The 26061-nt window shown below is 69.9% G+C and carries 24 protein-coding genes and 1 other RNA gene; 7 read left to right on the forward strand and 18 right to left on the reverse strand.

What is annotated here, in order from left to right:
* Positions 1-327 precede the first annotated feature (327 nt).
* The 6 genes from BIV23_RS28570 to BIV23_RS28595 form a co-directional block, all read right to left on the reverse strand.
* Positions 328-1743 (reverse strand): NAD-dependent malic enzyme, encoded by a 1416-nt coding sequence (locus BIV23_RS28570; protein WP_071383850.1) that lies wholly within the window; start codon positions 1741-1743, stop codon positions 328-330.
* Between the two features lie 355 nt (positions 1744-2098).
* Positions 2099-4477: a HelD family protein gene (locus BIV23_RS28575; protein WP_071383851.1), complete on the reverse strand. Its 2379-nt coding sequence runs from the start codon at positions 4475-4477 to the stop codon at positions 2099-2101.
* Positions 4478-4569: 92 nt separating this feature from the next.
* Positions 4570-5316: an anti-sigma factor family protein gene (locus BIV23_RS28580; protein ID WP_071383852.1), complete on the reverse strand. Its 747-nt coding sequence runs from the start codon at positions 5314-5316 to the stop codon at positions 4570-4572.
* An 86-nt stretch (positions 5317-5402) separates the two neighbouring features.
* Complete coding sequence (locus tag BIV23_RS28585) at positions 5403-5990, reverse strand: sigma-70 family RNA polymerase sigma factor (RefSeq protein ID WP_079173430.1); 588 nt, start codon at positions 5988-5990, stop codon at positions 5403-5405.
* A gap of 257 nt (positions 5991-6247) precedes the next feature.
* Entirely contained in the window at positions 6248-6808 is a 561-nt protein-coding gene (locus tag BIV23_RS28590) for a CGNR zinc finger domain-containing protein (protein ID WP_071383853.1), read from the reverse strand.
* A 100-nt stretch (positions 6809-6908) separates the two neighbouring features.
* Positions 6909-7652, reverse strand: a complete 744-nt coding sequence (locus BIV23_RS28595) for an SAM-dependent methyltransferase (RefSeq protein ID WP_071383854.1) — start codon at positions 7650-7652, stop codon at positions 6909-6911.
* Between the two features lie 90 nt (positions 7653-7742).
* Between BIV23_RS28595 and BIV23_RS28600 the strand changes: the two genes are divergently transcribed.
* Together BIV23_RS28600 and BIV23_RS28605 are read left to right on the forward strand one after the other, a co-directional pair.
* Entirely contained in the window at positions 7743-9131 is a 1389-nt protein-coding gene (locus BIV23_RS28600) for a S1 family peptidase (protein ID WP_071383855.1), read from the forward strand.
* Positions 9132-9285: 154 nt separating this feature from the next.
* Positions 9286-9789 carry a hypothetical protein gene (locus BIV23_RS28605; RefSeq protein WP_071383856.1) on the forward strand — a complete coding sequence of 168 codons (504 nt, stop codon included), beginning with the start codon at positions 9286-9288 and terminating at the stop codon, positions 9787-9789.
* A gap of 187 nt (positions 9790-9976) precedes the next feature.
* Here the strand turns inward: BIV23_RS28605 and BIV23_RS28610 are convergent, their stop codons facing one another.
* From BIV23_RS28610 to BIV23_RS28625, 4 genes are all read right to left on the reverse strand, one after another.
* Complete coding sequence (locus BIV23_RS28610) at positions 9977-11131, reverse strand: uroporphyrinogen-III synthase (RefSeq protein ID WP_071383857.1); 1155 nt, start codon at positions 11129-11131, stop codon at positions 9977-9979.
* Between the two features lie 126 nt (positions 11132-11257).
* Positions 11258-12637 carry a nitrate/nitrite transporter gene (locus BIV23_RS28615; protein ID WP_071383858.1) on the reverse strand — a complete coding sequence of 460 codons (1380 nt, stop codon included), beginning with the start codon at positions 12635-12637 and terminating at the stop codon, positions 11258-11260.
* A 145-nt stretch (positions 12638-12782) separates the two neighbouring features.
* Positions 12783-13472: a response regulator gene (locus BIV23_RS28620; RefSeq protein ID WP_071383859.1), complete on the reverse strand. Its 690-nt coding sequence runs from the start codon at positions 13470-13472 to the stop codon at positions 12783-12785.
* The gene (locus tag BIV23_RS28625; protein WP_107471286.1) at positions 13472-15142 is read right to left on the reverse strand and encodes an ATP-binding protein; all 1671 of its coding nucleotides are present in this window, start codon (positions 15140-15142) and stop codon (positions 13472-13474) included. Before BIV23_RS28625 ends, BIV23_RS28620 begins: the two co-directional genes overlap by 1 nt.
* Before the next feature lie 282 nt (positions 15143-15424).
* On the opposite strand from BIV23_RS28625, the gene BIV23_RS28630 reads away from it, so the two are divergent.
* From BIV23_RS28630 to BIV23_RS46970, 4 genes are all read left to right on the forward strand, one after another.
* Positions 15425-16300: an ABC transporter ATP-binding protein gene (locus BIV23_RS28630; RefSeq protein ID WP_079173431.1), complete on the forward strand. Its 876-nt coding sequence runs from the start codon at positions 15425-15427 to the stop codon at positions 16298-16300.
* Positions 16297-17175 (forward strand): ABC transporter permease, encoded by an 879-nt coding sequence (locus BIV23_RS28635; protein ID WP_071383860.1) that lies wholly within the window; start codon positions 16297-16299, stop codon positions 17173-17175. The genes BIV23_RS28630 and BIV23_RS28635 overlap by 4 nt, the downstream gene beginning before the upstream one ends.
* Before the next feature lie 52 nt (positions 17176-17227).
* Positions 17228-18304, forward strand: a complete 1077-nt coding sequence (locus BIV23_RS28640) for an ABC transporter substrate-binding protein (RefSeq protein ID WP_071383861.1) — start codon at positions 17228-17230, stop codon at positions 18302-18304.
* Positions 18305-18596: 292 nt separating this feature from the next.
* A complete protein-coding gene (locus BIV23_RS46970; RefSeq protein WP_177240064.1) occupies positions 18597-19301 on the forward strand; it encodes a response regulator transcription factor in 705 nt (234 codons plus the stop codon).
* On the opposite strand, the gene BIV23_RS49740 is transcribed toward BIV23_RS46970, so the two are convergent.
* The 3 genes from BIV23_RS49740 to BIV23_RS28650 all read right to left on the reverse strand — a co-directional run bounded on the left by BIV23_RS49740 (position 19293) and on the right by BIV23_RS28650 (position 21723).
* Positions 19293-19946, reverse strand: coding sequence for a hypothetical protein (locus BIV23_RS49740; protein ID WP_143079126.1), 654 nt, complete (start codon positions 19944-19946; stop codon positions 19293-19295). The two genes, BIV23_RS46970 and BIV23_RS49740, sit on opposite strands and share 9 nt — an antisense overlap.
* A gap of 130 nt (positions 19947-20076) precedes the next feature.
* Positions 20077-20490, reverse strand: a complete 414-nt coding sequence (locus BIV23_RS28645; RefSeq protein ID WP_071383862.1) for a hypothetical protein — start codon at positions 20488-20490, stop codon at positions 20077-20079.
* A 255-nt stretch (positions 20491-20745) separates the two neighbouring features.
* Positions 20746-21723, reverse strand: a complete 978-nt coding sequence (locus BIV23_RS28650) for a LysR family transcriptional regulator (RefSeq protein ID WP_071383863.1) — start codon at positions 21721-21723, stop codon at positions 20746-20748.
* 84 nt (positions 21724-21807) lie between these two features.
* Here BIV23_RS28650 and BIV23_RS28655 point away from each other — a divergent pair, with 84 nt between their 5' ends.
* Positions 21808-23034, forward strand: coding sequence for an MFS transporter (locus BIV23_RS28655; RefSeq protein ID WP_071383864.1), 1227 nt, complete (start codon positions 21808-21810; stop codon positions 23032-23034).
* On the opposite strand, the gene BIV23_RS53630 is transcribed toward BIV23_RS28655, so the two are convergent.
* The 5 genes from BIV23_RS53630 to smpB form a co-directional block, all read right to left on the reverse strand.
* A complete protein-coding gene (locus BIV23_RS53630; protein ID WP_071383865.1) occupies positions 23009-23620 on the reverse strand; it encodes a cytochrome P450 in 612 nt (203 codons plus the stop codon). The two genes, BIV23_RS28655 and BIV23_RS53630, sit on opposite strands and share 26 nt — an antisense overlap.
* A complete protein-coding gene (locus BIV23_RS28665; RefSeq protein WP_071383866.1) occupies positions 23607-24653 on the reverse strand; it encodes a cytochrome P450 in 1047 nt (348 codons plus the stop codon). The genes BIV23_RS53630 and BIV23_RS28665 overlap by 14 nt, the downstream gene beginning before the upstream one ends.
* 97 nt (positions 24654-24750) lie before the next feature.
* Entirely contained in the window at positions 24751-24831 is an 81-nt protein-coding gene (locus BIV23_RS54060; protein ID WP_218161885.1) for a tryptorubin family RiPP precursor, read from the reverse strand.
* A 201-nt stretch (positions 24832-25032) separates the two neighbouring features.
* Positions 25033-25401: a transfer-messenger RNA gene (gene ssrA / locus BIV23_RS28670) on the reverse strand.
* 108 nt (positions 25402-25509) lie between these two features.
* The gene (gene smpB, locus BIV23_RS28675) at positions 25510-26052 is read right to left on the reverse strand and encodes an SsrA-binding protein SmpB (protein ID WP_071383910.1); all 543 of its coding nucleotides are present in this window, start codon (positions 26050-26052) and stop codon (positions 25510-25512) included.
* Between the last annotated feature and the right edge of the window lie 9 nt (positions 26053-26061).

Genomic DNA, 26061 nt, shown 5'->3' on the forward strand with positions numbered 1-26061 from the left:
CTTGCCGTTGGGGTGTGCCATGCGGCGGTGCCGCCCGAGGCACTGCGATGCCGATGCGCTCGCGCCCAGAGTGGCATCCTGCCCCTACCTGCGGCGGGAAAGCCAATCCGGCACCCGTAGGAGTCGTGAGAACACCCTGGGGAGTCACACGAAAAGCGCCCGCTCGGCGTCACCCTAGAGCGCGCCCGGCACCGGCCGGTTCCACGACGCGCCGGTGCGGGGGCCGCCGTGGTGATCCTCACAGCCCCTGCACAGTACGACACGCCGTCACCGAGGCGTCGCCCGGGCGCCTTTCGGCTGTCACCCGGGCAGCCCCCGGAGGGTCGGTCAGGCCGTCGCGCCCGCGGCCTTCGCCGCGTCGCGCACCGCGCCCGCGACCGCGCCCGCGACCTTGTCGTTGAAGACGCTCGGGATGATGTAGTTCGGGTTCAGCTCGTCCTCGCTGACCACGTCCGCGAGGGCCTGCGCCGCGGCGAGCATCATCTCGGTGTTGACGGTGCGGGACTGGGCGTCCAGCAGGCCGCGGAAGACACCCGGGAAGACCAGCACGTTGTTGATCTGGTTCGGGAAGTCGGAGCGGCCGGTGGCGACGACGGCCGCCGTCTGGCGGGCGACCGCCGGGTCCACCTCGGGGTCCGGGTTCGCGAGCGCGAACACGATGGCGCCGTCGGCCATGGCGGCCACGTCGTCGCCGTCGAGCACGTTCGGGGCGGAGACGCCGATGAAGACGTCGGCGCCGCGCACGGCCTCCTTCAGGGTGCCGGTCAGGCCCTCGGGGTTGGTGTTGTCGGCGATCCAGCGCAGTGCCGAGCCGGCCGGGGCGTCCACCAGGTCCGCGCGGCCGGCGTGCACGACGCCGTGGATGTCGGCGACGACGGCGTTCTTGACGCCCGCGGCGATCAGCAACTTGAGGATGGCCGTACCGGCCGCGCCGGCGCCGGACATGACGACCCGGATGTTCTCGATGGCCTTGTCCGCGACGCGCAGGGCGTTGGTCAGGGCGGCGAGGACGACGATGGCGGTGCCGTGCTGGTCGTCGTGGAAGACGGGGATGTCGAGGGCCTCGCGCAGCCGGGCCTCGATCTCGAAGCAGCGCGGCGCGGAGATGTCCTCCAGGTTGATGCCGGCGAACCCGGGGGCGATCGCCTTGACGATCTCCACGATCGCGTCGGTGTCCTGGGTGTCCAGGCAGATCGGCCAGGCGTCGATGCCGGCGAAGCGCTTGAAGAGGGCCGCCTTGCCCTCCATGACGGGCAGCGCGGCCTTCGGGCCGATGTTGCCGAGGCCGAGCACGGCGGAGCCGTCCGTCACGACCGCAACGGAGTTGCGCTTGATGGTGAGGCGGCGGGCGTCCTCGGGGTTCTGGGCGATCGCCATGCAGACGCGGGCCACACCCGGCGTGTAGACCATGGAGAGGTCGTCACGGTTGCGGATGGGGTGCTTGGACTGCATCTCGATCTTGCCGCCGAGGTGCATCAGGAACGTACGGTCGGAGACCTTGCCGAGGGTGACGCCCTCGACGCCCTTGAGCTTCTCGACGATCTCCTCGGCGTGGGCCGTGGAGGTGGCCGCGATGGTCACGTCGATCCGGAGCTTCTCGTGGCCGGACGCGGTGACGTCGAGGCCGGTCACCGAGCCTCCGGAGGACTCCACGGCGGTGGTGAGCTGCGAGACGGAGGTTCCGCTCGCGGGCACCTCCAGCCGGATGGTCATCGAGTAGGAGACGCTGGGCGCCGTTGCCATGGCCGACTTCCTCTGCTTTCACCGTGTCGCGAGTTGTGCCGTCCGATCGTCGCACCTACCCGTGAGTACGTGATAGTCGCCTCGGATTGCGGACGTTTTGTTCATGAGCGGTGCCTGGTTTCGGAAAACCACTTCCACCATACGAGAACTGATCAGGCAAAGAAAGAGACCCACGTCACATCGGACGTGGGTCTCTGGCACGTTTACGACACCGACCCGCCATGCTCGCCTCGCGGCAAGTGGTCGCTCGTAGCGACGAAGGTTGGGCCCGGGGGCTTGGATCGAGCCGGTGCCGTACCCAGGCTAACAAACGGATGCCCAGGGCCATTCCTCCTGCGGGGAGTTCACAGGAAAGTCAGTCCCTCAGCAGATCCGGCACGCCGGCCGCGTCGGGCTCGTCCCGGTCCCCCGAGACCACCGTCAGCTGCTGGGTGGCCCTGGTCAGCGCCACGTAGAGGACGCGCAGTCCGGCCGGGGACTCGTCGGCGATCTCGGCCGGCGAGACGACCACCGTCGCGTCGTACTCCAGCCCCTTGGCCTCCAGGCTGCCGAGCGCCACCACCCGGTCGCCGAGCCCGGCCAGCCAGCGCCGGGCCTCCTGGCGCCGGTTCATGGCGACGACGACGCCGACCGTGCCGTCGACCAGGTCCAGCAGCCGCTCGGCCTCGGCGCGCACGGTCCGCTCCAGGGAGTCCGGTACGACGCTGAAGCGGGGCTCGACACCGGTGGACCGTACGGCGGACGGCGCCTTCGAGCCGGGCATGGCGAGGGCGAGGACCTTGGCGGCCAGCTCGGCGATCTCGGCCGGGTTGCGGTAGTTCACGGTGAGCTGGAAGCGGCGCCGGGGCCGGGTGCCGAGGGCCTCGTCGCGGGCCTCGGCCGCCTCGTCCGGGTCGGACCAGGAGGACTGGGCGGGGTCCCCGACGACCGTCCAGGTGGCGTGCCGGCCGCGGCGGCCGACCATCCGCCACTGCATCGGCGTGAGGTCCTGCGCCTCGTCCACGATGACGTGCGCGTACTCGGTGCGCTCCTGCGCGAGGCGCTCGGCCCGCTCCCGCTGGCTCTCCTCGCGCACCGGCATCAGCTCCTCCAGCCCGGTGAGGTGGTCCAGCGGATCGAGGTCCCGCTTCTTCTTCGGGCGGGCCGGGACGCCGAGGATCGCCTGGAGCTCGTCCAGCAGGGCGATGTCGTGCACGGAGTGGCCGTCGCGCTTCAGGGAGCGGGCGACCTTGCGGACCTCGCCGGGGTTGAGGATCCGGCGCGCCCACCGGCCGAGCCGCTTCTCGTCGGCCATGGCCGCAAGGACCTGCTTCGGGGTCAGCTCGGGCCACCAGGCGTCGAGGAAGCCGATGAAGGAGTCCTCGGAGGTGACGTCCTCGTCGAAGGAGGAGCGCAGCTCGGCGGCGAGCTCCGGGTCGGAGTGCCGGCCGGCCGCGCCGGACCGCGCCCACAGGGCGTCCAGCAGCAGCTTGCGGGCGCGCGGGCGCAGCAGGTTGACCGGCGCGGTGCCGCCGAGGGCGGTCCGGCGGACGCGGTCCAGCTCGGCCGCCTCCAGCTCCAGGCGCCGCCCGAAGGCGACGACGCGCAGCCGGGTGGGGCTCGCGGCCGCGGTCCACTGCCCGGCGTCCTCGTCCTCGTCGGGGGCGTCGAGGGCGAGCTGTTCCACGGGCTCGGGGGTGCCCAGCTCCAGGGCGCCCCGGGCGGCCTTCCGCAGCACCTTCAGCATCCGGTACGAACCCTTGGCGCGGGCCACGGACGGGGAGTCGTACAGCGTGGCCTCGGCGCCGTCGACCAGCGAGCCGATCGCGCGGATGGCGACCTGCCCCTCCTCGCCGAGCGAGGGCAGCACGCCCTCGGTGTAGGCGACGAGCAGCGGGGTCGGCGAGACGATGAGGATGCCGCCGGAGTAGCGGCGCCGGTCCTGGTAGAGCAGGTAGGCGGCCCGGTGCAGGGCGACGGCGGTCTTGCCGGTGCCGGGCCCGCCCTCGACGTAGGTGACCGAGGCGGCGGGCGCCCGGATCACGAGGTCCTGCTCGGCCTGGATGGAGGAGACGATGTCCCGCATGGTGTGGCTGCGGGCCTGGCCGAGGGCCGCCATCAGGGCGCCGTCGCCGATGACGGGCAGCTCCCGGCCGTCGAGGCGGGCGGTCAGCTCGGGCCGCATGAGGTCGTCCTCGACGCCGAGCACGCGGCGCCCCTTGGACCGGATGACCCGGCGCCGTACGACCCGGCCGGGGTCGACCGGGGTGGAGCGGTAGAACGGCGCGGCGGCGGGCGCCCGCCAGTCGATGACCAGCGGCGCGTAGTCCGCGTCCAGGACGCCGATACGCCCGATGTGCAGGGTCTCGGCGATGTCGGCCGTGCCGTCCTCGCGCACGGCGCCCTCGGCCGGCTCCACCGCCGTGTAGGCCCCGTCGGGCCCCTTCTTCCCGTCCTTGCCGAGCAGGAGGTCGATCCGCCCGAAGAGGAAGTCCTCGAACTCGTTGTTGAGCCGGTTCAGGTGGATGCCCGCGCGGAAGACCTGGGCGTCGCGCTCGGCCAGCGCGCCCGGGGTGCCGACCTGGCCGCGCTGGGCCGCGTCGTTCATCAGGAACTCGGCCTCGTGGATCTTCTCCTCGAGCCGCCGGTACACCCGGTCCAGGTGTTCCTGTTCGACGCTGATCTCCCGGTCACGGACGGAATCGTGTGCGCCGTGTACCGAGCCGACCGCGGACTGCTGAACCTGAGCGGCCACCGGGCCCCCTTCTGACGTGCCAAGCAGCCGTCAACCGTACGCGAAGGGGGCCCGTCAAAGCTACGGCGCGGCCGTACCGGCCGCCGCGGACGCTAAGCGTTGACCTGCACGAGCTTCTTGCCGTCGAAGGTCACGACCTCGAAGTGGTCGATCTCGTTCGGCTTGAAGGCCGTGGCGCCGCCGATGTAGAGGGGCTTCTTGGACTCCTCGGTCTGCGCGTCCGGGATGCCGTAGCCCCAGTTCGGGACGGACCACGACGACATGGTCACGCGCTGGCCGTTCTTCGCGACGGCCACCAGGGAGCACTTGAGCGGGCCCTTGACGTTCTTCAGCTCCAGGACCGCCTGGGTGCCCCAGTCCTTCTGCTCCGTGCCGATGGTCGCGCTGGCGCCGGACGAGGCGTCGGTCGCCGACTGCTTGTCGGCCATGGCGGAGAACGCCGTCTGCGCGGACGAGGCCGTGACCTGCCCGCCGCCGGAGCTGCCGCCGCTGTTCGCGGCGATGGCGGCCAGCGGCCCGGCGATGATCAGCGCGGCGGCCGCGGCGATCATGTAGAAGGAGCGGCGCCGCTTCTGGGCGCGCTTCTCCGCCACCTCGTCGACGAGCCTCTCCACCAGCCGCGGAGTGGGCTTGGCGGACAGCGAGTCGCCGATCGACGGCGTGCTGCCGGAGCCCGGAAGATCCGCGAGCGCGGCGAGCATCGGCTCCATCCCGGCCAGCTCGTCGAGCTGCTGGGCGCACCACTCGCAGCCCGCGAGATGGGCCTCGAAAGCGGTTGCTTCGGCGTCGTCGAGAATCCCGAGGGCATAGGCGCCGACCGTCTCGTGCTCACTGGGCACCGAAGATCCTGAACCGGGACTCATGGGACCAGACATACCCGGACCACCAGGGCCAAATCCCTGAACCCCCCCGTAACCATTGCTCATCACGCCGTCACCCCCCGCTCCTCCAGTGCCAGCTTCATCGACCGCAGGGCGTAGAACACCCGGGAGCGGACGGTGCCACTGGGTATGCCAAGCGTCTCGGCCGCCTCATTGACCGTACGCCCCTTGAAGTACGTCTCGACCAGGACCTCCCGATGGGCCGGGGTCAGGTCGTCGAGCGCGTCCGACAGCGTCATCAGCCACAGCGCCTTGTCGATCTCGTCCTCCGCGGGGATGACCTCCAGCGGCGACGGATCGACCTCCTGCGGCCGGGCCTGCCGGCTGCGGTGGCCGTCGATGACGATGCGGCGTGCGACCGTCACCAGCCAGGGGCGTACCGAACCGGTCGCCCGATTGAGCTGACCGGCGTTCTTCCAGGCACGGATGAGTGTTTCCTGCACGACGTCCTCGGCGCGCTGGCGGTCACCGGCGACCAGCCGCAGGACATACGCGAGCAGAGGTCCGGCGTGCTCTCGATACAGCGCACGCATCAGCTCCTCATCCGGTTCCGAGGGCTGTGATGAGGACATGCGATGTCGGGCCCTCGATCCACGTTCATTGGCCACGGCCGCATCCTTGCGCACGCCCACCTCCGGTGTCCGGGGGTTCCCCCAGTCGGTCGCTCGCCCACCCGTACGGAAGTGAGGGGTGACGTGTTCAAACGGGAGCGACAGATTTCTCGGGGACGGCGAGACGAGCGAGACATGAACACACATTCCCACCGCATGATCTTTACATTTCCGACACATCGCCGGGGGTGGTCAGGGGACGGCCGAGCTTCCCGGCCCAGCTCTCCGGGAAACCCCGTGTTACGCAAATCACGTAGGGAAAGGGGGAGTCACCCGGCTCAGGCGCGGGCGAGAGCGGCCCGCCGCCGGTGCCGCGCCACCCGCTCCCGGTTCCCGCAGACCTCGCTGGAACACCAGCGCCGGCGCCGCCCCCGGGACGTGTCGAGGTACACGAGCGAGCAGTTGTCGCCCTCACACTCCCGGACGGCCGCCCGGGCGACGGGATCGGTGAGCAGCTCGACGGCGTCCCGGGCGACGAGCGCGAGCAGCGCCGCGCAGGAGGGCGGAGCCGCCAGCTCCCGGACGAGGTCCCCGCCCCGCGTGCGTACGGCACGGGGCGCGGGGGTCGCCGCCCGGGCCAGGTCGTTGACCTGCCGCAGAGCGCGTTCGTACAGGGCGGCGTCCGGCACGCGCGGGGCCCGCACCAACGGCCCGATGCACGACCGCAGTTCCCTGAACCCCTGCACCCAGTGACCCTCCGCATGCGCCAGCGACGTGCCGGCCGGCACCAGTCCGACTCCCCCGATCCAGGCGCACAACGCCCCGACCCCGGCCAGCTGTTCGGCCGGATGCGAGGTGGCGAGGAGATCGAGACAGATGCGTCCGGCCTCGAATGCCATGTGCCTGTCACCGCCTAGGCAGGAACCGTGGGGACTCCCCGTGAGGGCTTCTCTTCACAGTGCCCGCCCGGACGCCGGGCCGGAACCCCTCGTACCGGGGTCAGGCGGAGTCGGCCGTCCGGCGCAGAACCAGGGAGACGAAGCCCCAGGTTTCCCGGTAGGCGCGCAGCCATTCGGTACGGCGGGTGTTGGCGGTCTCCAGCACCTCCGGGCTGTCCGGATCCTCAGGGCGGTCCAGGGCCCACGCGGCCAGCGAGCCCCAGCAGGCCCACTCGTAGTCGTCCAGCTCCCGGCGCGTGCTGACGTGTCCGTCGACCGGGGTCCAGCCGTCGGCGACGACACGGTCCACGGTGTCCGCCAGGTCGGTGAAGTTCCCGAGCATCTCGACGGCCTCCTGCGACGGAGGGCGCTCCCAGAACCCGTCCCCGATGAGGACACGGCCGCCGGGAGCGAGGTGCTTGCGGGCCGCGGCGAGGGTGGGCAGCAGGCCGCCGAAGGCATGCGCGGCCCCGAAACTGAGGACTACGTCGAAGGGCTCCTCGGACGCGAACTCCTCGGCCTTCCGGTGGTGCAGGACGAGACGGTCCTGGACGCCGAGTTCGCGCGCCGCGACAGCCGCCTGGGCCAGGGCGTCCTCGGAGATGTCCACCCCCTCCGCGTGCGCATCCGGGCGCGCGGCCAGGGCGCGCAGGAGCCATTCCCCCTGGCCGCAGCCGAGGTCGAGCACTCGCTCGTCCCCCTTCGGCAGGCCGCGTTCCAGCAGCCGGCGCACGGAGTCGTCGTCGAGGGGGGACTTGATGGGGTGTTCGGCATGAGCGATGCGGGAGATCTCTTCACGATTCACCGGGGCAGCCTGCCAACGACTGCGCCTCCGCGCACGTCATTTACCACAGACCCCCACTTCGGGGGGAGACAACCGAGGAAACGAGGCCCTGTGAAGAAATCCGGCAGACGCCGCAGACGGATAGGCATAGCCCTCCCCGTCGCGGCGCTGACCCTGTCCCTCCCCTTCATCGCGTCCCCGTCCGCGGGTGCGTCGGCGCAATCGGCAGTCCCCGCCCCGGCAGCGGCCGCCGGTTCGGGCGGTCAGACGATCGAGAAGAGGCAGGAAACCCTCGACAAGATCGCCGGCCGGATCACCGAGGGACTCTCCGAATCGGACCGCGCCAGGATTCCCGGCTTCACCGACATCGAAGTCGACCCCCTCCACAACAGCCTGCGTCTGCACTGGAAGGGCACCCCGCCGCAGCGGGTACGGCGCATCCTCGCCCACCTGCCCGAGGGCGTGCACGCTTCGGTCCTTCCGGCCCGCTACTCCAAGGCCGACCTGCACGCGGCCCGGAACAGGCTTCTGCGCGGCGGAAAGCCGGCGGATCTGCGCATCGCCGGCACGTCGGCCCCCCTCCGCATCACCAGCATCGGCCCCGCGGTCGACGGAAGCGGACTGCGGATCGGCTACGACGAAGACCGTGGCACGGGCAAGAGCGAGCGGATGGACCCGCTGGCGTCGGCCGCTCGCCAGGACAGGTCGGGTGAGGTCAAGGCGGTCGCCGACCGACTGACCGGGGTCCACACCACTGTGGCGTACCAGCCGCTGAGCGTGGACCTCTCCTCGCGGCAGGAGGACAACACTCCGTGGCATGGCGGGGCGGCCCTGCGCAACCCCGGCGGGGGCGTCTGTTCCAGCGCGTTCAGCGTCAAGACCGCCGACGGGCGGTACGAGCTCAGCGCGGCCTACCACTGCGACGGTCGCGGCGGCGTGTGGCACACCTACTGGGGCAACAGGCTCATCGGCACCACCGACAGCGCCCAGCGGCTCGCGTCGGACGACGCCCTGGGCATCAGCCTGCCGTCCGGGCAGTCCGCCGGGCGACTGTACGACGGTCCGGCGAACGAGACCGACGGGTACTCCAAGCCCGTCACCGGCTGGGGCCACAACAACGTGGGGGACTACGTCTGCACCGACGGCGCCAACTCCGGCGTGCACTGCGGTGTGCAGATCTCCGAGACGGACATCGGGGTCACGGGAGCGAACGGCGTCTACCGACCGGACACCGACCTCGCCTACTCCACGTCACGCACGAAGGACCACATCGCGGCGGCGAACGGCGACAGCGGCGGACCGGTCTTCGCAGGGGTGAACAACTACACCTCCGACGAGGCACGTGGCATGATCACCGCCCTCGACCGCACCGTGACCTGCCCGTCGTCGGAGTACGTCCTCGACAGCGGCGTGCGCACCCCCTGGTGCGTGCAGGGTGTGTACTTCGTGCCGATCTTCAAGACTCTGCAGGACATGCACTGGACCCTGGTCACCCAGTGACCGCGGGCTGAGCGACCGGTGGGCCGCCGGGCTGGACCAGCGGCCCACCACACGAGGCGACCATCACAAGTTCATCACCTCTCCTGCGCATTACTCACAGATCTGGCGCCTCGCGGGCTACCGTCGTCGCTTCTCGGACATCCCAGGGGGACGAATGACCAGCCCATACATGCCGTCACCACCCACCCCGCCGGTGCGCCCCGCTCCGAAGTGGGCCCGGAAGCGCTATGTACTGCCCGCGATCGGCTTCGCTTTCCTCCTGGGGATCGGCGCGGGCGCCGACGGGCAGCACAGCGACGGCAACAGCGTGAAGACGGCGGCCAGTCAGCCCCGGCCCACCGCGACCGTCACCGCCACCACCACCGCAACGGCGACAGCACCCGCGAAGCCCGCACCTGGACCGACCGTGACGAAGACGGTCAAGGCGACGGTGACGGTCACCGCCCAGGCGGCCACCGACAACGGCGGCAGCAGCTCAGACGGTTCCGGCAGTCAGAGCGCGTCGGGCACCTGCTCCATCGTCTCCAACGCGGGGAACTGCTACTCCGCCGGCGAGTTCTGCCGCAACAGCGACCACGGAGCGACGACGACGGACGCCTCCGGCACGAGCATCACGTGCGCCCCCAGCGGGAGCAGGTGGCGCTGGACCTACTCCTGACCGCTGGGGCCGGCCCGCCGAAGCCGCTCCTCAGGCGTCGGCATCGCCACCGCCGGCCGCGTAGCGGAGGAACTCCGTCCAGGTGGCGGGGGGGCGGCGGCCTCCGCATCGGGGACGGCCCGCTGGACCGGAACGCCGGGAAGGTGTTGTGGTTCGAGACGGGGTGACGGGGACCGAGCCGGATCGCCTACGCGTCCGCGTACTTCGCATCCGACGCCGGGTCCAAGGCCAGGCGGTAGCCGCGCTTCACCACCGTCTGGATCAGTTTCGGGGTGCCGAGGGCCGTGCGGAGGCGGGCCATCGCCGTTTCCACCGCGTGTTCGTCGCGGCCCGCGCCCGGCAACGCCCGCAGCAGGTCCGAGCGGGGCACCACCCAGCCGGGGCGGCGGGACAGGGCGCGCAGCAGGGACATGCCGGCCGGGGGGACGGGTTTCAGGTCGCCGTCGACCAGGACCGCGTGGCCCCGGATCTCCACCCGGTGACCGGCGATCGGCAACGAACGGGCCCGCGCCGGGAGTTCCTGGCACAGCAACTGCACCAGCGGTCCCAGCCGGAAGCGCTCCGGCTGGACCGTGTCCACGCCGTGCGCCTGGAGGGGGAGCGCCGTCACCGGGCCCACGCAGGCCGGGAGGACGTCGTGGGAGAGGGCGGAGAGCAGGTCCGGAAGGAGGGCCCTGTCCTCGGCGCGCGACAGCAGCGACGCCGCCGCCGGGGCGCTCGTGAAGGTCAGGGCGTCCAGCGAGCGCGCGATCGTCGCGTCCAGCAGACGGTCCAGCGGGGCCGTGTCCTCCGGCGGCATCCAGCGGTACACCGGGACCGGAAGCACCTCCGCACCACCGGCACGCAAAGACTCCACGAAGCCCGGCAACGGCTCACCGTGCAGCTGTACCGCGATACGGCGGCCCTCCACGCCCTCCTCCAGGAGGCGGTCCAGGACCTCCGCCATGGATTCCGAGGACGGGGACCACTCCTCCGTCAGTCCGGCCGCGCGGATCGCGCCCTTGACCTTCGGGCCGCGGGCCAGCAGTTCCGCCTCCCGAAGACGGGCGAGGAGCGGGTCGCCCAGGCCCCAGCCCTCGGCCGCCTCCACCCAGCCCCGGAAGCCGATGGCGGTCGTGGCCACGACGGTGTCCGGGGCCTGGTCGATGATCTCCTTCGTCGCGGCGAGGAGTTCCCCGTCGTCGGCGAGCGGCACGATCCGCAGGGCGGGCGCGTGCAGGACGACGGCACCGCGCCGCTGGAGCAGCGCGCTCAGCTCCTCGGCCCGGCGCGCGGCGGTGACGCCCACGGTGAATCCCGCGAGCGGACCGTGCTCGGGATGCTGCTGCTCTTCGTCGTACATGGCTCTCCTCGCTCACCGGCACACGCCCCTGACCGGTATGCCGTACGAGCCTGTCAACGGCGCGTGACAGGCTCGGTTCGGGGTGATGTCACCGGTGTTACGTCCTACCTCGACACCGGCCGTACGTCACACTTCGGCGTAGCTGAGCTGCGACTTCGTTTCCGTCGTGGCCTCCGTTACAGCCTGCCTCACCGGGCGGCGGAGGTATACGGCCCACGTCAGCGCGAAGCACACGCCGTAGAAGGCGAGGAAGGCGACGAACGCGCCCGTCCCGGAGCCGTAGGAGAGGAACGACTGGCGGAAGGCCATGTTGATGCCGACGCCGCCGAGCGCGCCCACCGCGCCGATCAGGCCCATCGAGGCGCCGGACAGACGGCGGCCGTGGGCCACCGCCTCCTCGCCCGTCAGGCCCTTCGCCAGCGCCTTCGCCTGGAAGATGCCCGGGATCATCTTGTACGTCGAGCCGTTGCCGAGGCCGCTCAGGACGAACAGGACGACGAAGACGGACACGAACAGGGGGAGGGACTTCTGCATGCTGGCCATGATCAGGACGGCCGTCGCGGCCGCCATGCCCACGTAGTTCCAGAGCGTGATGCGGGCGCCGCCGTAGCGGTCGGCCAGCCAGCCGCCCAGCGGGCGGATCAGGGAGCCGAGCAGCGGGCCGATGAAGGTGAGGTACGCCGCCTGGAGCGGGGTGCGGCCGAACTGGTTCGTCAGGACCTGGCCGAAGGCGAAGCTGTAGCCGATGAAGGAGCCGAACGTGCCGACGTAGAGGAAGGACATGATCCAGGTGTGGGCGTCCTTCGCCGCGTCCTTCGCCGCGCCGGTGTCGTTCTTCACCGTCGCCAGGTTGTCCATGAAGACCGCCGCCAGGGCGGCCGCCAGGACGATCAGGGGGATGTAGATGCCCAGCAGCAGCCGCGGGCCGCCGTTGGCGCCGATGATCGCCAGCGCGACCAGCTGGATCACCGGCACGCCGATGTTGCCGCCGCCCGCGTTCAGGCCCAGGGCCCAGCCCTTCTTCCGCAGCGGGAAGAAGGCGTTGATGTTGGTCATGGAGGACGCGAAGTTGCCGCCGCCGATGCCCGCCAGCAGGCCCACCAGCAGGAACGTCGTGAAGGACGTGCCCGGCTTCATCACCGCGAACGCCGCCACCGTCGGCACCAGCAGCAGGCCCGCCGAGATGATCGTCCAGTTGCGGCCGCCGAAGACGGCGACGGCGAAGGTGTAGGGGACCCGGACGACCGCGCCGACCAGCGTGACCATCGAGGTCAGCAGGAACTTGTCGGCGGGGGTCAGGCCGTACTTCGGCCCCATGAACAGGACCAGCACGGACCACAGGGTCCAGACCGAGAAGCCGATGTGTTCCGAGAGCACCGAGAACCACAGGTTCCGGCGGGCGATCCGCTCCCCGGTCGCCTGCCAGAATCCCTCGTCCTCCGGATCCCATCGCTCGATCCAACGGCCACTGCGACGGGGTACGCCTGATGCGGCTGGGGCTGTCATCGCTCGTTCCTCCACGGGCTCCGGCTGCACGACACTGAGCCCGAAGGTAGGGAGCGGGAGTTTCCGCGCTGTGGCTGTGGGTGACCGGAAGGGAACGTTGCTCTCACTCACTCACAAGCCGACCGGTGAGGGAAGCCGCCGTGCCTCAGGACGCGATGCGGTACCGGTGCTCCGGCCGGCCCGTCGCCCCGTAGCGCAGGATCAGGCGGACCGTTCCCTCCTTGACGAGGTACGACAGATAACGCTGAGCTGTCGCCCGGGAGACTCCCGTCAGCTCGGCGGCCTCGGCGGCCGACAGATCGCGGTGGGCGGTGCGCAGCGTCTGCTGGACCAGCGCGAGCGTGGGCGCCGAGTGGCCCTTGGCCGGGACCCGGGGCACGGCGGGCGGCCGCACCGCGCTGAACAGGGCGTCCACATCGGCCTGTTCGGTCTCCATGGTCTCCCCGAGGGTGTCGACGCGGTGCTGGAGCTCGCGGTACGCGGTGAGCCGTTCCGCCAGGTCGGCGGCGCCGAACGGCTTGACCAGGTAGCCGACCGCGCCGAGTTTCATGGCCGTGCGGACCGAGGCGATGTCCCGGTCCGCCGTGATGACGAAGGCGTCGGGGCGGGCGCCGCCCGCGTCCCCGGTGAGGCGGCGCAGCACGTCCAGTCCGCTGCCGTCGGGCAGGAAGATGTCGAGGAGGAGCAGGTCGGGGCGCAGGTCGTGCACCGCCTGCAGGGCGTCGGCCACGCTCGCCGCCTCGCCCACCACCTCGAACCCCCGGACCCGGGACACGTAGTCGCAGTGGATGTGGCTGACCCGGAAGTCGTCGTCCACGACCAGGGTGCGGATCATCAGCGGTCACCTCCTCCCACGGACAGCGTCATCCTTCCACCGGTCGTCACAGGATCCGGCAGGGGCAGCCGTACGGTGAAGACCGCGCCCGGACCCTCGCTGACGGTGATCGTGCCGCCGTGCCGCATCACCAGGCGGTGGACCAGGGCGAGGCCCAGGCCGCGCCGGGCGGTGCCCCGGTCGGGGCGGGTCGACCAGCCGTCCTCGAAGATCGAGTCGTGGGCGCCGGGCGCGATGCCGGGGCCCGTGTCGGCCACCCGGACGGTCGTCACCCGCTCCTCCTCGGTGAGCGTGAGCCGTACCGCGCGTCCGCCCGCCGGGGGCGGTCCGTCGGCCGCCGCGTCGATCGCGTTGTCCAGCAGATTGCCGACGATCGTCAGCAGCCGGGGCAGATGCGGCGGGTCCTCGCCCAGCGCGGAGCCGGCGTCCAGCTCGACATACACCCCGCGCTCGGCGGCCACCGTCGTCTTGGCCACGACCAGACCGACCATCAGCGGGTTGCCGATCCGCTTGCGCACGGACTCGGTGAGCGCCTGCCCGGCACCGGCCGACTCCACGGCCACCTCGTACGCGTCGTCGTACGCCCCGATGTCCAGCAGTCCGGCGAGCGTGTGCATCCGGTTGGTGAACTCGTGCTGCTGTGCTCGAAGGGCGTCCGTCAGACCGCGCACGGAGTCCAGCTCCCGCAGCAGTCCGACCAGTTCGGTGCGGTCCCGGACGGTCACCACCGCGCCCAGCTCCCGCCCGTGCAGGGTCACCGGCATCCGGTTGACGACCAGACAGTGCTCGTCGGTCAGCACGTCGATGTCGGTGCCGGTCACGGTGCCGTCCAGGGCCCGGCGCAGCCGGCCGTCGGGCAGGACCTGGCCGAGGGTGCTGCCGAGCGCGGTGCCCAGGCCGAGCAGTCGGCGCGCCTCGTCGTTCACCACGCTGATCCTGCCGTCCGGGTTGAAGGCTATGACGCCCTCACGGATGCCGTGCAGCATCGCCTCACGGTCCTGCAACAGCCCGGCGATCTCCTCCAGCTCCAGCCCGAACGTGGTCCGCTTCAGCTGCCTGGCCAGCAGGAACGCGGCCACAGAACCGAGAGCGGTGGCGATCGCGGCGTACAGGCCGAAGGTGGGAAGCTCGCGCCAGAGCTCGCCGACGACGTCGTTCTCCGGCATGCCCACCGACACCTCGCCGACCAGGTCGCCCGTCGGCCCGTACAGCGGCACCCTGCCGTTGGCGGACCGCCCGGTCGCGCCCTGGTCGGTACCGACGTGCGGCAGGCCGTCCCGCGCCACGATCGGCTCGGTCACCGGCGAGCCGACCAGCTGCGGCATGGGGTGCGAGTGGCGGATGCCATGCAGGTCGATCACCACGACGTACGACGCCCCCGACGACTGCCGGATGCGTTCGGCGACGGCCTGGACGATGCCGGGCCGTACCGCGCCACCGACGCTCTCGTCCTGCATGGCCCGGCGGACCTGCGGGTCGGCGGCCGTCGTCTTGGCGATGGCCACGGCTCGCTCCTCGTAGGTGCGGTCGAGCGCGGAGCGCTGCGCGAAGGCGAACAGGCCGAAGCCGATGACGCCCGTGAGCGCCAGGATGGCGAGCTGGCTGACGAGGATCCGCGCGGACAGTCTCCCCCTCCCGCCGCGCCCGATCCGTATGCGGATGGGTGTCACAGGTGCCTCATCGCCCCTGTTCTGAGTGGTGCCGGGACGGCCCTGCGCCGGACCCGTGGTGGCGCGATTGTGCCTGATGGCCGGAATTCTGCCCAGCCCCGTTTCACTGAGCAGAACGAGCAGAACCCCGGTTTACGCGGCTTTCGCGGGATACCTGGGAAACAGCGACGTAACACCGGGTGGCCTCTAGCGTCTGCCTTCACCCGCTCCCGACGAGGTGCGGAACTCGACCCGACGAGGTGTGGAACCCGCCCCTCGAGGCGTGGAAGGAGACGGCCCCCCATGGCTTCGCGAAACGATGTCGCGAAGAGCCCGATCACCGGTACGGCGACCGCAGGCGCAGCAGCGCGTGAGGATGCGCGCATCGAGATCTCCGGGCTCACCAAGCGATTCCTGACCCCGGCCGGTGAGGTGTTCACGGCACTGCAAGACGTGTCGTTCACCGTGGAGCCCGGCCAGTTCTGCGCGGTGGTCGGTCCCACCGGCTGCGGCAAGTCGACCACCCTGGGCATGGTCTCCGGGCTCGACCGGCCCAGCGAGGGCTCGGTGAAGGTCGGCGGCCGCGAGGTGGACGGCATCACCGACGGCGTCAGCTTCATGTTCCAGGCGGACGCGCTGCTGCCGTGGAAGACGGTCCTCGGCAATGTGCTGATGGGCCCGGTCTTCCGTGGCGTGCCCAAGCAGCAGGCGCAGGCCTCGGCCCGGGACTGGCTGCGCCGGGTGGGGCTCGCCGGGTTCGAGGACCGCTATCCGCACCAGCTCTCCGGCGGTATGCGCAAGCGCGTCGCCATGGCGGCGGCCCTGATCAACGAGCCCAAGATCCTGATCATGGACGAGCCGTTCGGTGCCCTGGACGTGCAGACCAAGGCGATCATGTCGACCGAGCTGCTGACCCTGTGGGAGCAGATCCGGCCGACCGTCGTCTTCATCACCCATGACCTCGACGAGGCCGTGGCGCTCGCCGACCGGGTCGTCGTGATGACCTCCAGCCCCGGTTCGGTCAAGGCGGTCTTCGACATCGACCTGCCCCGCCCGCGCGGCTCCGTCCAGGAGATCCGCTTCCAGCCCCGGTTCATCGAACTGCAGCACCAGATCTGGGACACGCTGCGCGAAGAGGTGGAGCGCGCGTACGCCCGCACCGCAGGAGGTAAGGCATGAGCACGACGTCCACCGTCTCCCCCGCTCCGGCCGGCAACGGCGCGCAGGCCTCGGTGGAGACCGACGCCAGACGCAAGGTCCGCAAGCGCGTCACGGCGATGTGGACGGGCCGCATCGTCCTCGGGATCCTCGTCGTCGGCGGCTGGCAGGCGTTCACCGCGCTGGGGATCGTCGACAAGTTCTTCTTCGGGCAGCCGACCGGCATCGTCACGCGGCTGATCGACCTCTTCCAGCACGGCACCGAGCAGGGGTCCTACTACGCGGACATCTGGACCACGCTCCAGGAGGCGCTCATCGGCTTCGCCATCGGGACCGTCACAGGGGTCGTCGTCGGCGTCGCCCTGGGCCAGAGCCGGTTCCTCTCCGACGTGCTCGGCCCCTACATCAAGATCGTGAACGCGATCCCGCGTATCGTCCTCGGCTCGATCTTCATGATCGCGTTCGGCATCGGCACGCTCCCGAAGGTCCTGCTCGCCGCGGTCCTGGTGTTCTTCATCGTCTTCTTCAACGCCTTCCAGGGCGTGCGCGAGGTGGACCGCAACATCCTCGCCAACGCCAAGGTGCTCGGCGCCTCGGAGCTGCAGATCGTCCGGCACGTCACCGTGCCCTCGGCGCTCACCTGGATCATCGCCAGCCTGCACAGCGCCTTCGGCTTCGCCATCGTCGGCGCGCTGGTCGGCGAGGTGCTCGGCGCGCAGCACGGCCTCGGCCTGGTCATCAAGACCTCGATGGACAACTTCGACCCCAACGGCGTGTTCGCGACCATGTTCGTCGTCGCCGTCATCGTGATGGGCGCCGAGTGGCTGATCGGCAAGCTCGAACACCGGCTGCTGGCCTGGCGCCCACCGTCCCCGTCCGAGGTCAACTCCCTCTGATTCCCTCCCCGTTCCCCCCTCTTCCGTCCCCTCCCGAAGGAAAGTGGCCGCCATGTCCAGACGACCCGTCGCCGTCGCCGCGTCTCTCCTCACCGTCCTCGCCCTCGGTGCCACCAGTGCCTGTTCCGGCGGCTCCAGCAGCGCGAGCGGCCTGCCGACCGTCAAGCTCATGGTCGGCGGCATCGACAAGCAGATCTACCTGCCCTACGAGCTGGCCGACAAGCTCGGCTTCTACAAGAAGTACGGCGTCGACGTCTCGCTGAGCACCGAGCACCAGGGCGGTGTCGGCGCCGAGGACGCCATGGCCTCCGGGCAGGTGGACATGGCGGGCGCCTGGTACGTCCACACCATCGACTTCCAGGTGAAGGGCAAGGCGGTGGAGGGCATCGTCCAGCTGTCCGGCGCCCCGGGCGAACGGGAGATGTGCACCCCGAACAGCGGCGTCCACTCCGGCGCGGACTTCAAGGGGAAGACGCTCGGCGTCACCGACATCGGGTCGGGCACCGACACGCTCACCCAGTTCATGGGCGCGCAGAAGGGCGTCAAGGCCAACCAGTTCAGCCGGATCGGTGTCTCCGAGGGCGGCACCGCCGTCGCCGCGCTGCAGAACGGCAAGACCGCCTGCGTGATGACGACGCAGCCGACGGTCGCCGCGATCGAGAAGAAGGGCATCGGCACCCCGACGATCGACCTGGCCAGCACCGCGGGCGCCAAGGCGGCGCTCGGCGGCACCTGGCCTGCCGCGACCGTCCTCGCCCAGACCAGCTGGGTCAACTCCCACAAGGACACGGCGCAGAAGGTCGTGGACGCGCTCGTCGCCACCATGCACTGGATCAGCACGCACAGCGCGGCCGACATCGCCGACAAGCTGCCGTCGTCGTACGTGTCGAACCCGCTGATCACCAAGGCCGACTACATCACGGCCCTGACCGCGGACAAGGGCCAGTTCCTCCCGGACGGCATCATGCCGGCCGGCGGTCCGAAGACCGTTCTGGCGACCGAGGAACTCGTGGGCCACGCCACGTCGTCGGTGGATCTGTCCAAGACGTTCACCAATGAGTTCGCCCTCCAGGCCGACAAGACGGAGGGCATCACCACGACCTCGACCCCGGCCGGGGCGAACGGCTGACTTCTCGACGAACACCGGGGCTTCTGGTGGCTGAGCACCCAGCCACCAGAAGCCATTTCACGCGCCGGGGCGCCGCCCCGTGACCGATTACAAAAAGAGCGCTTGCAAAACTCTTACCTCCCCCAGAGTCGGCCAGCCGAATTGTCGGGACCGGCCGGCGTGCAATCAGGTTCGGGATATCGAACACTGAAAACAGCGTCGCCGGGCTGTTGACAGCTCGGCATTCCGCGCTCAGGATCATGCACACGGCATCGCTGTTGACCATGATGCCGACTGCGCACGGGGGATGTACATGAGGATAATGCTTGTCGAAGACGACTTGCGAGTATTGAGGATACAATCAGAGCTTCTCAACAGGCATGGGTTCCAAACCTCATTGGCAAGGAACTACGATGAAGCGATGATCGCCATGTCGAGCAATCCAGACTTGGCTATAGTCGACGACGGGTTGCCTGGCAGAGGCGGCCTTGAACTCTGCTCAAGGATCCGACGCACAACGAAAATACCCGTGATCGTCGTCAGCAGTCAGACTGATCCCGAATCCAGATTGCGGGGTTTCCGCGCCGGCGCCGACGATTACGTATGCAAGCCGTATTTCATTCCGGAGCTCCTGGCCCGCATCAACGCCATTCTGGAGCGAACCCGAGTCACTTTTGACCCGGAGCCACAGGTAGAGGCTTACGATGAGCTAAGGGTCGGAGCCCTCGTGCTCGATGGCTCCAGAAGGACTCTCTCAGTCAACGGCGTAGACACCCATGTGAAGCCGAGAGAATTCGACCTGCTGTGGTACTTGGCCTCTCATGCCGACGTGGTGGTTCGCCGTGAAGTGCTGGCCCGCCATCTCTGGCGGGCGGACATATCGGAAGTCAGCCGGAGCCTCGAAGTTCATATCGCGATCCTTCGAGGGAAGATCAGGAGATCTGGGGTTGAGATCAGAACACTGCGAGGAGTAGGTTACAGAATTGTCGAGACTGGCGAAAATCCGAAACTAGCCTAGCTCGGCTATCGGTGCGCCCGACGCGTTCTTCGCGACGACGTGACGTATATCGTTCCACCCTACGCGTCCCGAGTCAGTAGGAAGCCACAGTGAGTAAGCCCCGACCAACCCCGGATTGGGCGCCGGGAGTGGAACCACATGGCTTTTGATCGTCCGGCCCGAGGTCATGGTCACGTCGACGGTGCTCGCAGAGCCCTGGACAAAGCCAATGGCCAGCATGTCCATCGAGCTTCCCCGGAACAGCTGAGCCACAAAATGCGGCTTCGTCCAGAGCTTGGGCGTTCCGGGCCGATTCCAGCCGACCTGCGCCGGGCCACACGCAACTTGGTGCGGATGGTCCGGTGCGGATACTTCTCCAACGCCGTAGCACTCTGTCCCGCCGGTCACCCATGCGAGGGGTGACCAGTTGCTCGGCCTCGTGTTTTCACTGGCCGCAGCGAGAACCGCGAATCTGCCCATTGGCAACGGAACAAGAGTAGCCCTGGGGTTCAGTTTTCCTGCTGGTTTCGTAATAGGTTCGGCGCTATTGGCACTACTGCTGTGCGTCATCAGCGCAGAGATTGCAAGTCCTGCAATCACGAGTACGGAGACTGTCACACCGAGCACCTTGAACAGCCGGTCACGACCGTGCTTGCGAATGGTCATCGTGCTCTCGCTTTGCCGCTGCTTCGAAGCTGTTGATTGAGATGCCACCCGCTTCCCCGAGGAGAATTGTCACCAAGGGGAAGCGGGTGACGGTTTGAATTCAGACGTCGCTACGAAAGCGACCTGTCACCTAGAAGTACAGGTAAACCCCAGGAGTCGGGTTGTTGTTGCTGTCACGCTGGGACCCGATGACCTCAACGATGCTGTTGTACTCGTAGGTCTGCTTGATGATCTGCGACTGCGGGCCGTTCTGAGTCGGCGTCGAGCCCGCGTGGTCGGCCTGCTCGGTGTTGAAGTTGTCGTAGTACACGACCTCGACAGCCGCGCTCCACTTGTCACATCCCACGCCGCCGAAGGCCGTGGCGACGAAGGGGCGGGGAGAGCTGGAGATGTTGCCGCCAGTCACGTGGTTGTCGCAGTTGCCGCTGGACGACGAACCACCCTGCGTCGCGTAGATGGGCCCCGCGAACGCAGGTCCGGCCATGAGCGCCGTGGCAGCTCCTGCCGCACCGACCAGAATCGCCGCCTTCTTGAACATGTTCACTACTTTGCTCCCCGTGGTATCGGATGGGTACTCAAATCCGGTAGTCCATGGCTTACCGGGTCGAGAGCACAATGATCCTTTGAAGCTTCAACAGCGAACAAGATTGTTGAGGTTACGTTAAGGTCTTAGCCTGTCCTATTGGTCCGAAACGGTAGGTGTTCCGGCTCGTTGGGTGTTGTGCGAGCGAACTGCCGGGCATTGCCGGGCACGAAGGCGCGGCGCGTTCACCGATTCGAATGTTCATCGAATCGACTTTCATCGAATCTTCCCGGGCAAGGGAAATATGTCCTCAAGTGGAATCCACGCCTCCACAGGCAGTCGCAGCCATCCCTCCCGCTCCGCCGGCTCCGCCGCCGCCCGCCGCAGCGCGTCCAGCCCCGGATGGACCAGGCCCCTGCGCCACACCAGCGAGACCGGCGACAGCGGAACGGGGTCGACGAGCGGGCGGCGGACCGTGCGGGGCAGGGCCGGGAAGTCCACCACGGCCAGCACCGGATACCGGGTCTTGCCCATGATCCGCTCGAACTCCTCGTCCCCGACGGCCAGCGGCAGCGGCGGGGCGAGCCGGATGCCGTACCCCTCGAACAGGCGGGACGCCAGGTCGGTCCACTCCAGGGTGCGCGGATTGCCGGCACCGGCGTACACCGTCTCCCCGGCCAGCGACGCCACCGGCACCTCGGGCAGCGCGGCCAGCCGGTGCGCCTCGGGCAGGATCACGGCCATCGGCTCGTAGCGCACCGGCTGCCGCTCCAGCCCCGACCGCAGCGCCGGGTCCAGCCCGGCGAACCGGCCGAAGGAGACGTCCAGCCGGCCCGACAGGATCTGCTCGGCGGCTCCGGTCAGACCGCTCTCGTAGCGAGCCATCAGCTCGCAGTCGGGGGCGAGTTCACGGGCCCGGTGCAGCACCCGGCGACCGGTGACGAGGCCCGGCGAGTTGAGGTCCACCAGCAGCGGGCGGGCCCGCCCGAAGGACGTGCGGGCCGCCAGCAGCTCGTCCTGCGCCGCCAGGACCCGGCGGGCGTACGGCAGCAGGCGCTCACCGTCGGCCGTCAGCGTCACCTGCCGCGTGCTCCGCAGGAACAGCTCGGCGCCCAACTCCCGCTCCAGCCGCCGCACATCACGGCTGAGCGCCTGCTGGGCGACGTACAGCCGGGCGGCGGCCCGGGTGAAGTGCAGTTCCTCGGCGACGGCGACGAAGGCGCGCAGCAGTCTCGGGTCCAGGTCGGCGGGCATGAGCGCGAACTTACAACACGGGTGCGTGAATGGGCGCCGAGCAGGTGTTGGACCCCTTGATCCACCCTGGGCGAGGGTGAATCCATGCCCTCCGTCATATCGACTCCGGCGCGCCGGAGCGCCTACCTCCGGCTCTTCTCCCTGCGCGGCACGCGTGCGTTCACCACCGGCAATCTGCTCGCCCGGCTGCCGATGGGCATGTTCAGCGTGAGCGCTGTCGTGATGATCGCCGGGTCCCGGGGTTCGTACGCCCTCGCCGGTGCCGTCACCGCGACCGGACTCGTGGCGACAGCGCTCGCCGGACCCGGGATCGCCCGGCTGATCGACCGGCACGGGCAGGCCCGGATCGCCGTGCCCGCCACGCTCCTCTCCGTGCTCGGCAGCCTCGCGCTGCTGCTGTGCGTGCGTTTCGGCGCTCCCGACTGGACCCTGTTCGCCGCCTACGCCGCGACCGCGGCCACCCCCAACATCGGCGGCCTCTCCCGCGCCCGCTGGGCCCATCTGCTGCGCGACGACCCCGGCGCGCTGCACACCGCGAACGCCTTCGAGCAGGCCGCCGACGAGCTGTGCTTCATGCTCGGCCCGGTGCTCGCGTCCTTCCTGACCGGCACGTTCTTCCCGGAGGCGGGCACGCTCACCGGAGCGGTGCTGCTGCTCGCCGGCATGCTGCTGTTCACCGCGCAGCGCGCCACCGAGCCGCCGGTCGGCGCGCGTTCGAGGGCGCCGTCGCCGCTGCGCAGCCCCGGCATCCGGCCGCTGCTGGCCTGCTTCGTCGCGACCGGCATGGTGTTCGGCTCGATGGAGGTCGGCACGATCGCCTTCGCCGACGCGCACGGCCACCGCGCGGTGGCCGGTGCCGTCCTCGCGCTCCAGGCGGCGGGCTCGTGCGCGGCGGGCCTGGTGTTCGGGGCGCGCAGGCCGGCGGGGGTGCGGCTCGGCCACTGCCTGGCCGCCATGGCCGTCCTGATGGCCCTGCCGTGGGCGGCGGCCGGGGCCGCCGGTTCGCTGCCGGCGCTCGCGGGCGCGCTGCTGGTCGCGGGCATGGCGACCGCGCCGACGATGGTGACGGCGATGACCCTGGTGCAGCGGCGCACCCCGGCCGACCGGCTGAACGAGGGCATGAGCCTGGTGGTGACCGGGCTGCTCACCGGCATCGCCTGCGGCTCGGCGGCCGGCGGCTGGACGGCCCAGCACCTCTCCCCCGGCACCGCCCTCGCCGTCCCGGCCGCCGCGGCCGCGCTCGCGCTGCTCGTCCACACGGCATCGACGGGCGTCCGCCGGAACGTCAGCGCAGACGGACCGGAAGGCTGAGCAGGCCGCGGTGCCGAGGGTTGTCCTGCCACTCGGGGGAACGCTCGCGACCGGCGAGACGCAGGCCGGGGAAGCGCCGCAGTACGTGGGTGAACGCGATCTCGGCCTGCAGGCGGGCCAGCGGTGCGCCCAGGCAGTGGTGGATGCCGTGGCCGAACGCCAGGTGCCGGGAGGCGTCGCGGGTGACGTCGAAGCGGTCGGGGTCCGCGAAGACCGCCGGGTCCCGGTTGGCGGCCGCCAACGCGATCTGCACGAACTCCCCGGCCGGGATCGTGGTACCGGCGATCGTCACCGGCCCGGCCTCGATCCCGACCCCAGCCCCGGCCCCAGCCACCAGCCCGGCCTCGATCCCGACCCCGGACACGGCCCCGGTCACGGCCCCAGCCACCAGCTCGGCCTCGGTCACGGTCCCGGCACCGGCCACCGGCCCGGCCCCGGCCGCCAGTTCGGCCTCGATCCCGACCCCGGACACGGCCCCGGTCACGGCCCCAGCCACCAGCTCGGCCTCGGTCACGGTCCCGGCACCGGCCACCGGCCCGGCCCCGGCCGCCAGTTCGGCCTCGTGTGCCGGATCAGGCAGCGGCACGGTGGCGCGCCTTCGTCACCCGGACGTCCTCGACTCCGAGCAGGCCGAGGAGGGGGACCTTGGCGGAGCCCTGGTCGGGGCTGACGTCGAGTCCCGCGCCGCGCACGAGGTCCAGGAGCAGCTCGGCGAGCGGCATCACCATGTGCCGGCCCCAGCAGCGCTCGGAGGAGTGGCCGAAGGGGAGGTAGCCGGGGGCGGTGTCCGGGTCGAGGGTCTCCCAGCGCTCCGGGCGGAACGCGTGCGGGTCCTCCCACAGTTTCGGGTCCCGGTGGGAGAGGAGCGGGAGGACGAGGACGTCGTCGCCGGCGCCGATCCGGTCGTCGACGGCGGGGTACTCGGGCGACGCGTTGCGCAGGATGTTCCAGGACGGCGGCAGCAGCCGCATGGCCTCGTGCAGGATGTGCCGGTTCGGCGTATCGGGGTCGAAGGGCGAGCCGAGCCACAGCGCGTTCGCGACCAGCGTGGAGACCGTGAAGCACACCGGCGCCGCCGCCCGGCGGTACATGCCCATGGCGTACCGGCGCTCGTGGTAGCCGGTGGCGTCGGCCGTCAGGCCCGCGAGGGCGGTCGACGGGGCGCCGCGCCGGCCGGGCCGCCCCGGGAGCGCGGCGCCCGCCGCGATCACCGACCAGGTGAGCTTGGGAGTCAGTTCGAGGTTGCGGCTCATCAGGATCCGCAGCCGGTAGGGGTCCTGGCCGAGGATCAGGTCCCGCAGGAACAGATGCCCCCTGAGCGGCCAGACCCCGGACAGGTCGACGTCCCCGGGCCGGGGGCGGGTCCTCTGCAGCGCCTCGCGTACGTCGCCGCCGACGGTCCGCATCACCGAGGACGCCTCGCCGCGCGAGATCGAGCGTCCGTGCAGCGGCTTGAACGTGGGCCGCTCGGTCTCGGTGGCCCGGCGGGCGGCGAGGATCCGGTCGGCGGCCTCGTGCCCGGCGACTCCGACGGTGTCGGGTTCGAGCCGGAAGACGTCCTGCCCGAGATGGTCCCGGAACAGGGCGGCAAGCCGTGGATGGAACAACGTGCGGCGCATGCGGGTCTCCGGAAGGGCCGAGGGGCAGGCGGGCGGACACCGGGATCGCCCCCGCCGACGCGGCGGGGGCGACCTCACCGGGTTACTGCGAATCGGCCTAGTACCAGAAGTACCAGGCGCTCGCCTTCAGGCTCTTCTGAGCGGAGACCTTGTTGCGGATGGCGAAGAGAAGCTTCATCACTGCACCCCCTTTCAGGGTGGAGATTCACGCACTTCCTCTTGTGGAGTTCATGCGCAGATGGCTTCACAACACTCCCTCCCGGCCATCAACAAACGATGAACGCCGAGGTCAGACCCGGTAAGCCCGCACCGGCACGACAAAGGCCCCGCCGCTCGGAGCGACGGGGCCTTTGCCCACATGGGGTACCCCCTGAGGGGTTGGTGGAGATGGCGGGAATCGAACCCGCGTCCAACGGTGCGGAATCAGGGCTTCTCCGTGTGCAGTTCGCTGTGATTTTCTCGGCCCCGGCGATCACGCGAACAAGTCGCCGACGGGCCCAGTCACTGTGAGATTTCCCTTTTCACCCCGTGACCGGGATCAAGGTTTAGTTCCCTAGCTGATGCCAGGATCCGGGTCGGGAACAGCCCCGGGCTGACACTTCGCAAGTCGCTACTTAGGCAGCGAGGGCGAAGGAATCGCGCTTGGTGTTGGCGATTATTTTTTGCGACATATGGTTTACGAGATCATTGCCGCTTCCTCGACACGCTTCCCCTGCTTCGACAGCCGCTGTCGAAACCGATCATCCCCATGTTGTGTTTTCAAACTGCACACCGGGTCCAACCGGTGTTGGTGCCATCGTACGTGACCAACCCGGGCCGATGCCACCGTATTCCCGGCGCTCCCGTGCCGGCCGGCCTACACGCCGCGCTGCCTCCGCTTCGCCGCCGCGATCGCGCGGTCCGACTCGCGCCGGTCCTGCTTCTCCCGCAGGGTCTGCCGCTTGTCGTACTCCTTCTTGCCTCGCGCGAGCGCGATCTCGGCCTTCGCGCGGCCGTTGCTGAAGTACAGGGCGAGCGGCACGATCGTGTGCCCCGTCTCCTGGGCCTTGGACTCCAGCTTGTCGATCTCCTCGCGGTGCAGCAGCAGCTTGCGCTTGCGGCGCGCGGAGTGGTTGGTCCAGCTGCCCTGGTGGTACTCCGGGATGTGGGCGTTGTGCAGCCACGCCTCGCCCCGGTCGATCTGGACGAAGCCGTCCGTCAGCGAGGTCCGTCCCTCGCGCAGCGACTTGACCTCGGTGCCGGTGAGCACGAGCCCGGCCTCGTAGGTGTCGATGATCGCGTAGTCGTGCCGGGCCTTCTTGTTCTGGGCGACGATCTTGCGCTTGCCGCCCTTCTCGCCGTCCCTGGCCTTGGCGGCCGCGCCGCCCTGCTTGGGCTGGGACTCCTTGGGTACGTACATTCCCTTGCT

Origin of the sequence: Streptomyces monashensis (assembly GCF_001866665.1) — a bacterium.
Taxonomy (GTDB): Bacteria; Actinomycetota; Actinomycetes; order Streptomycetales; family Streptomycetaceae; genus Streptomyces; species Streptomyces monashensis.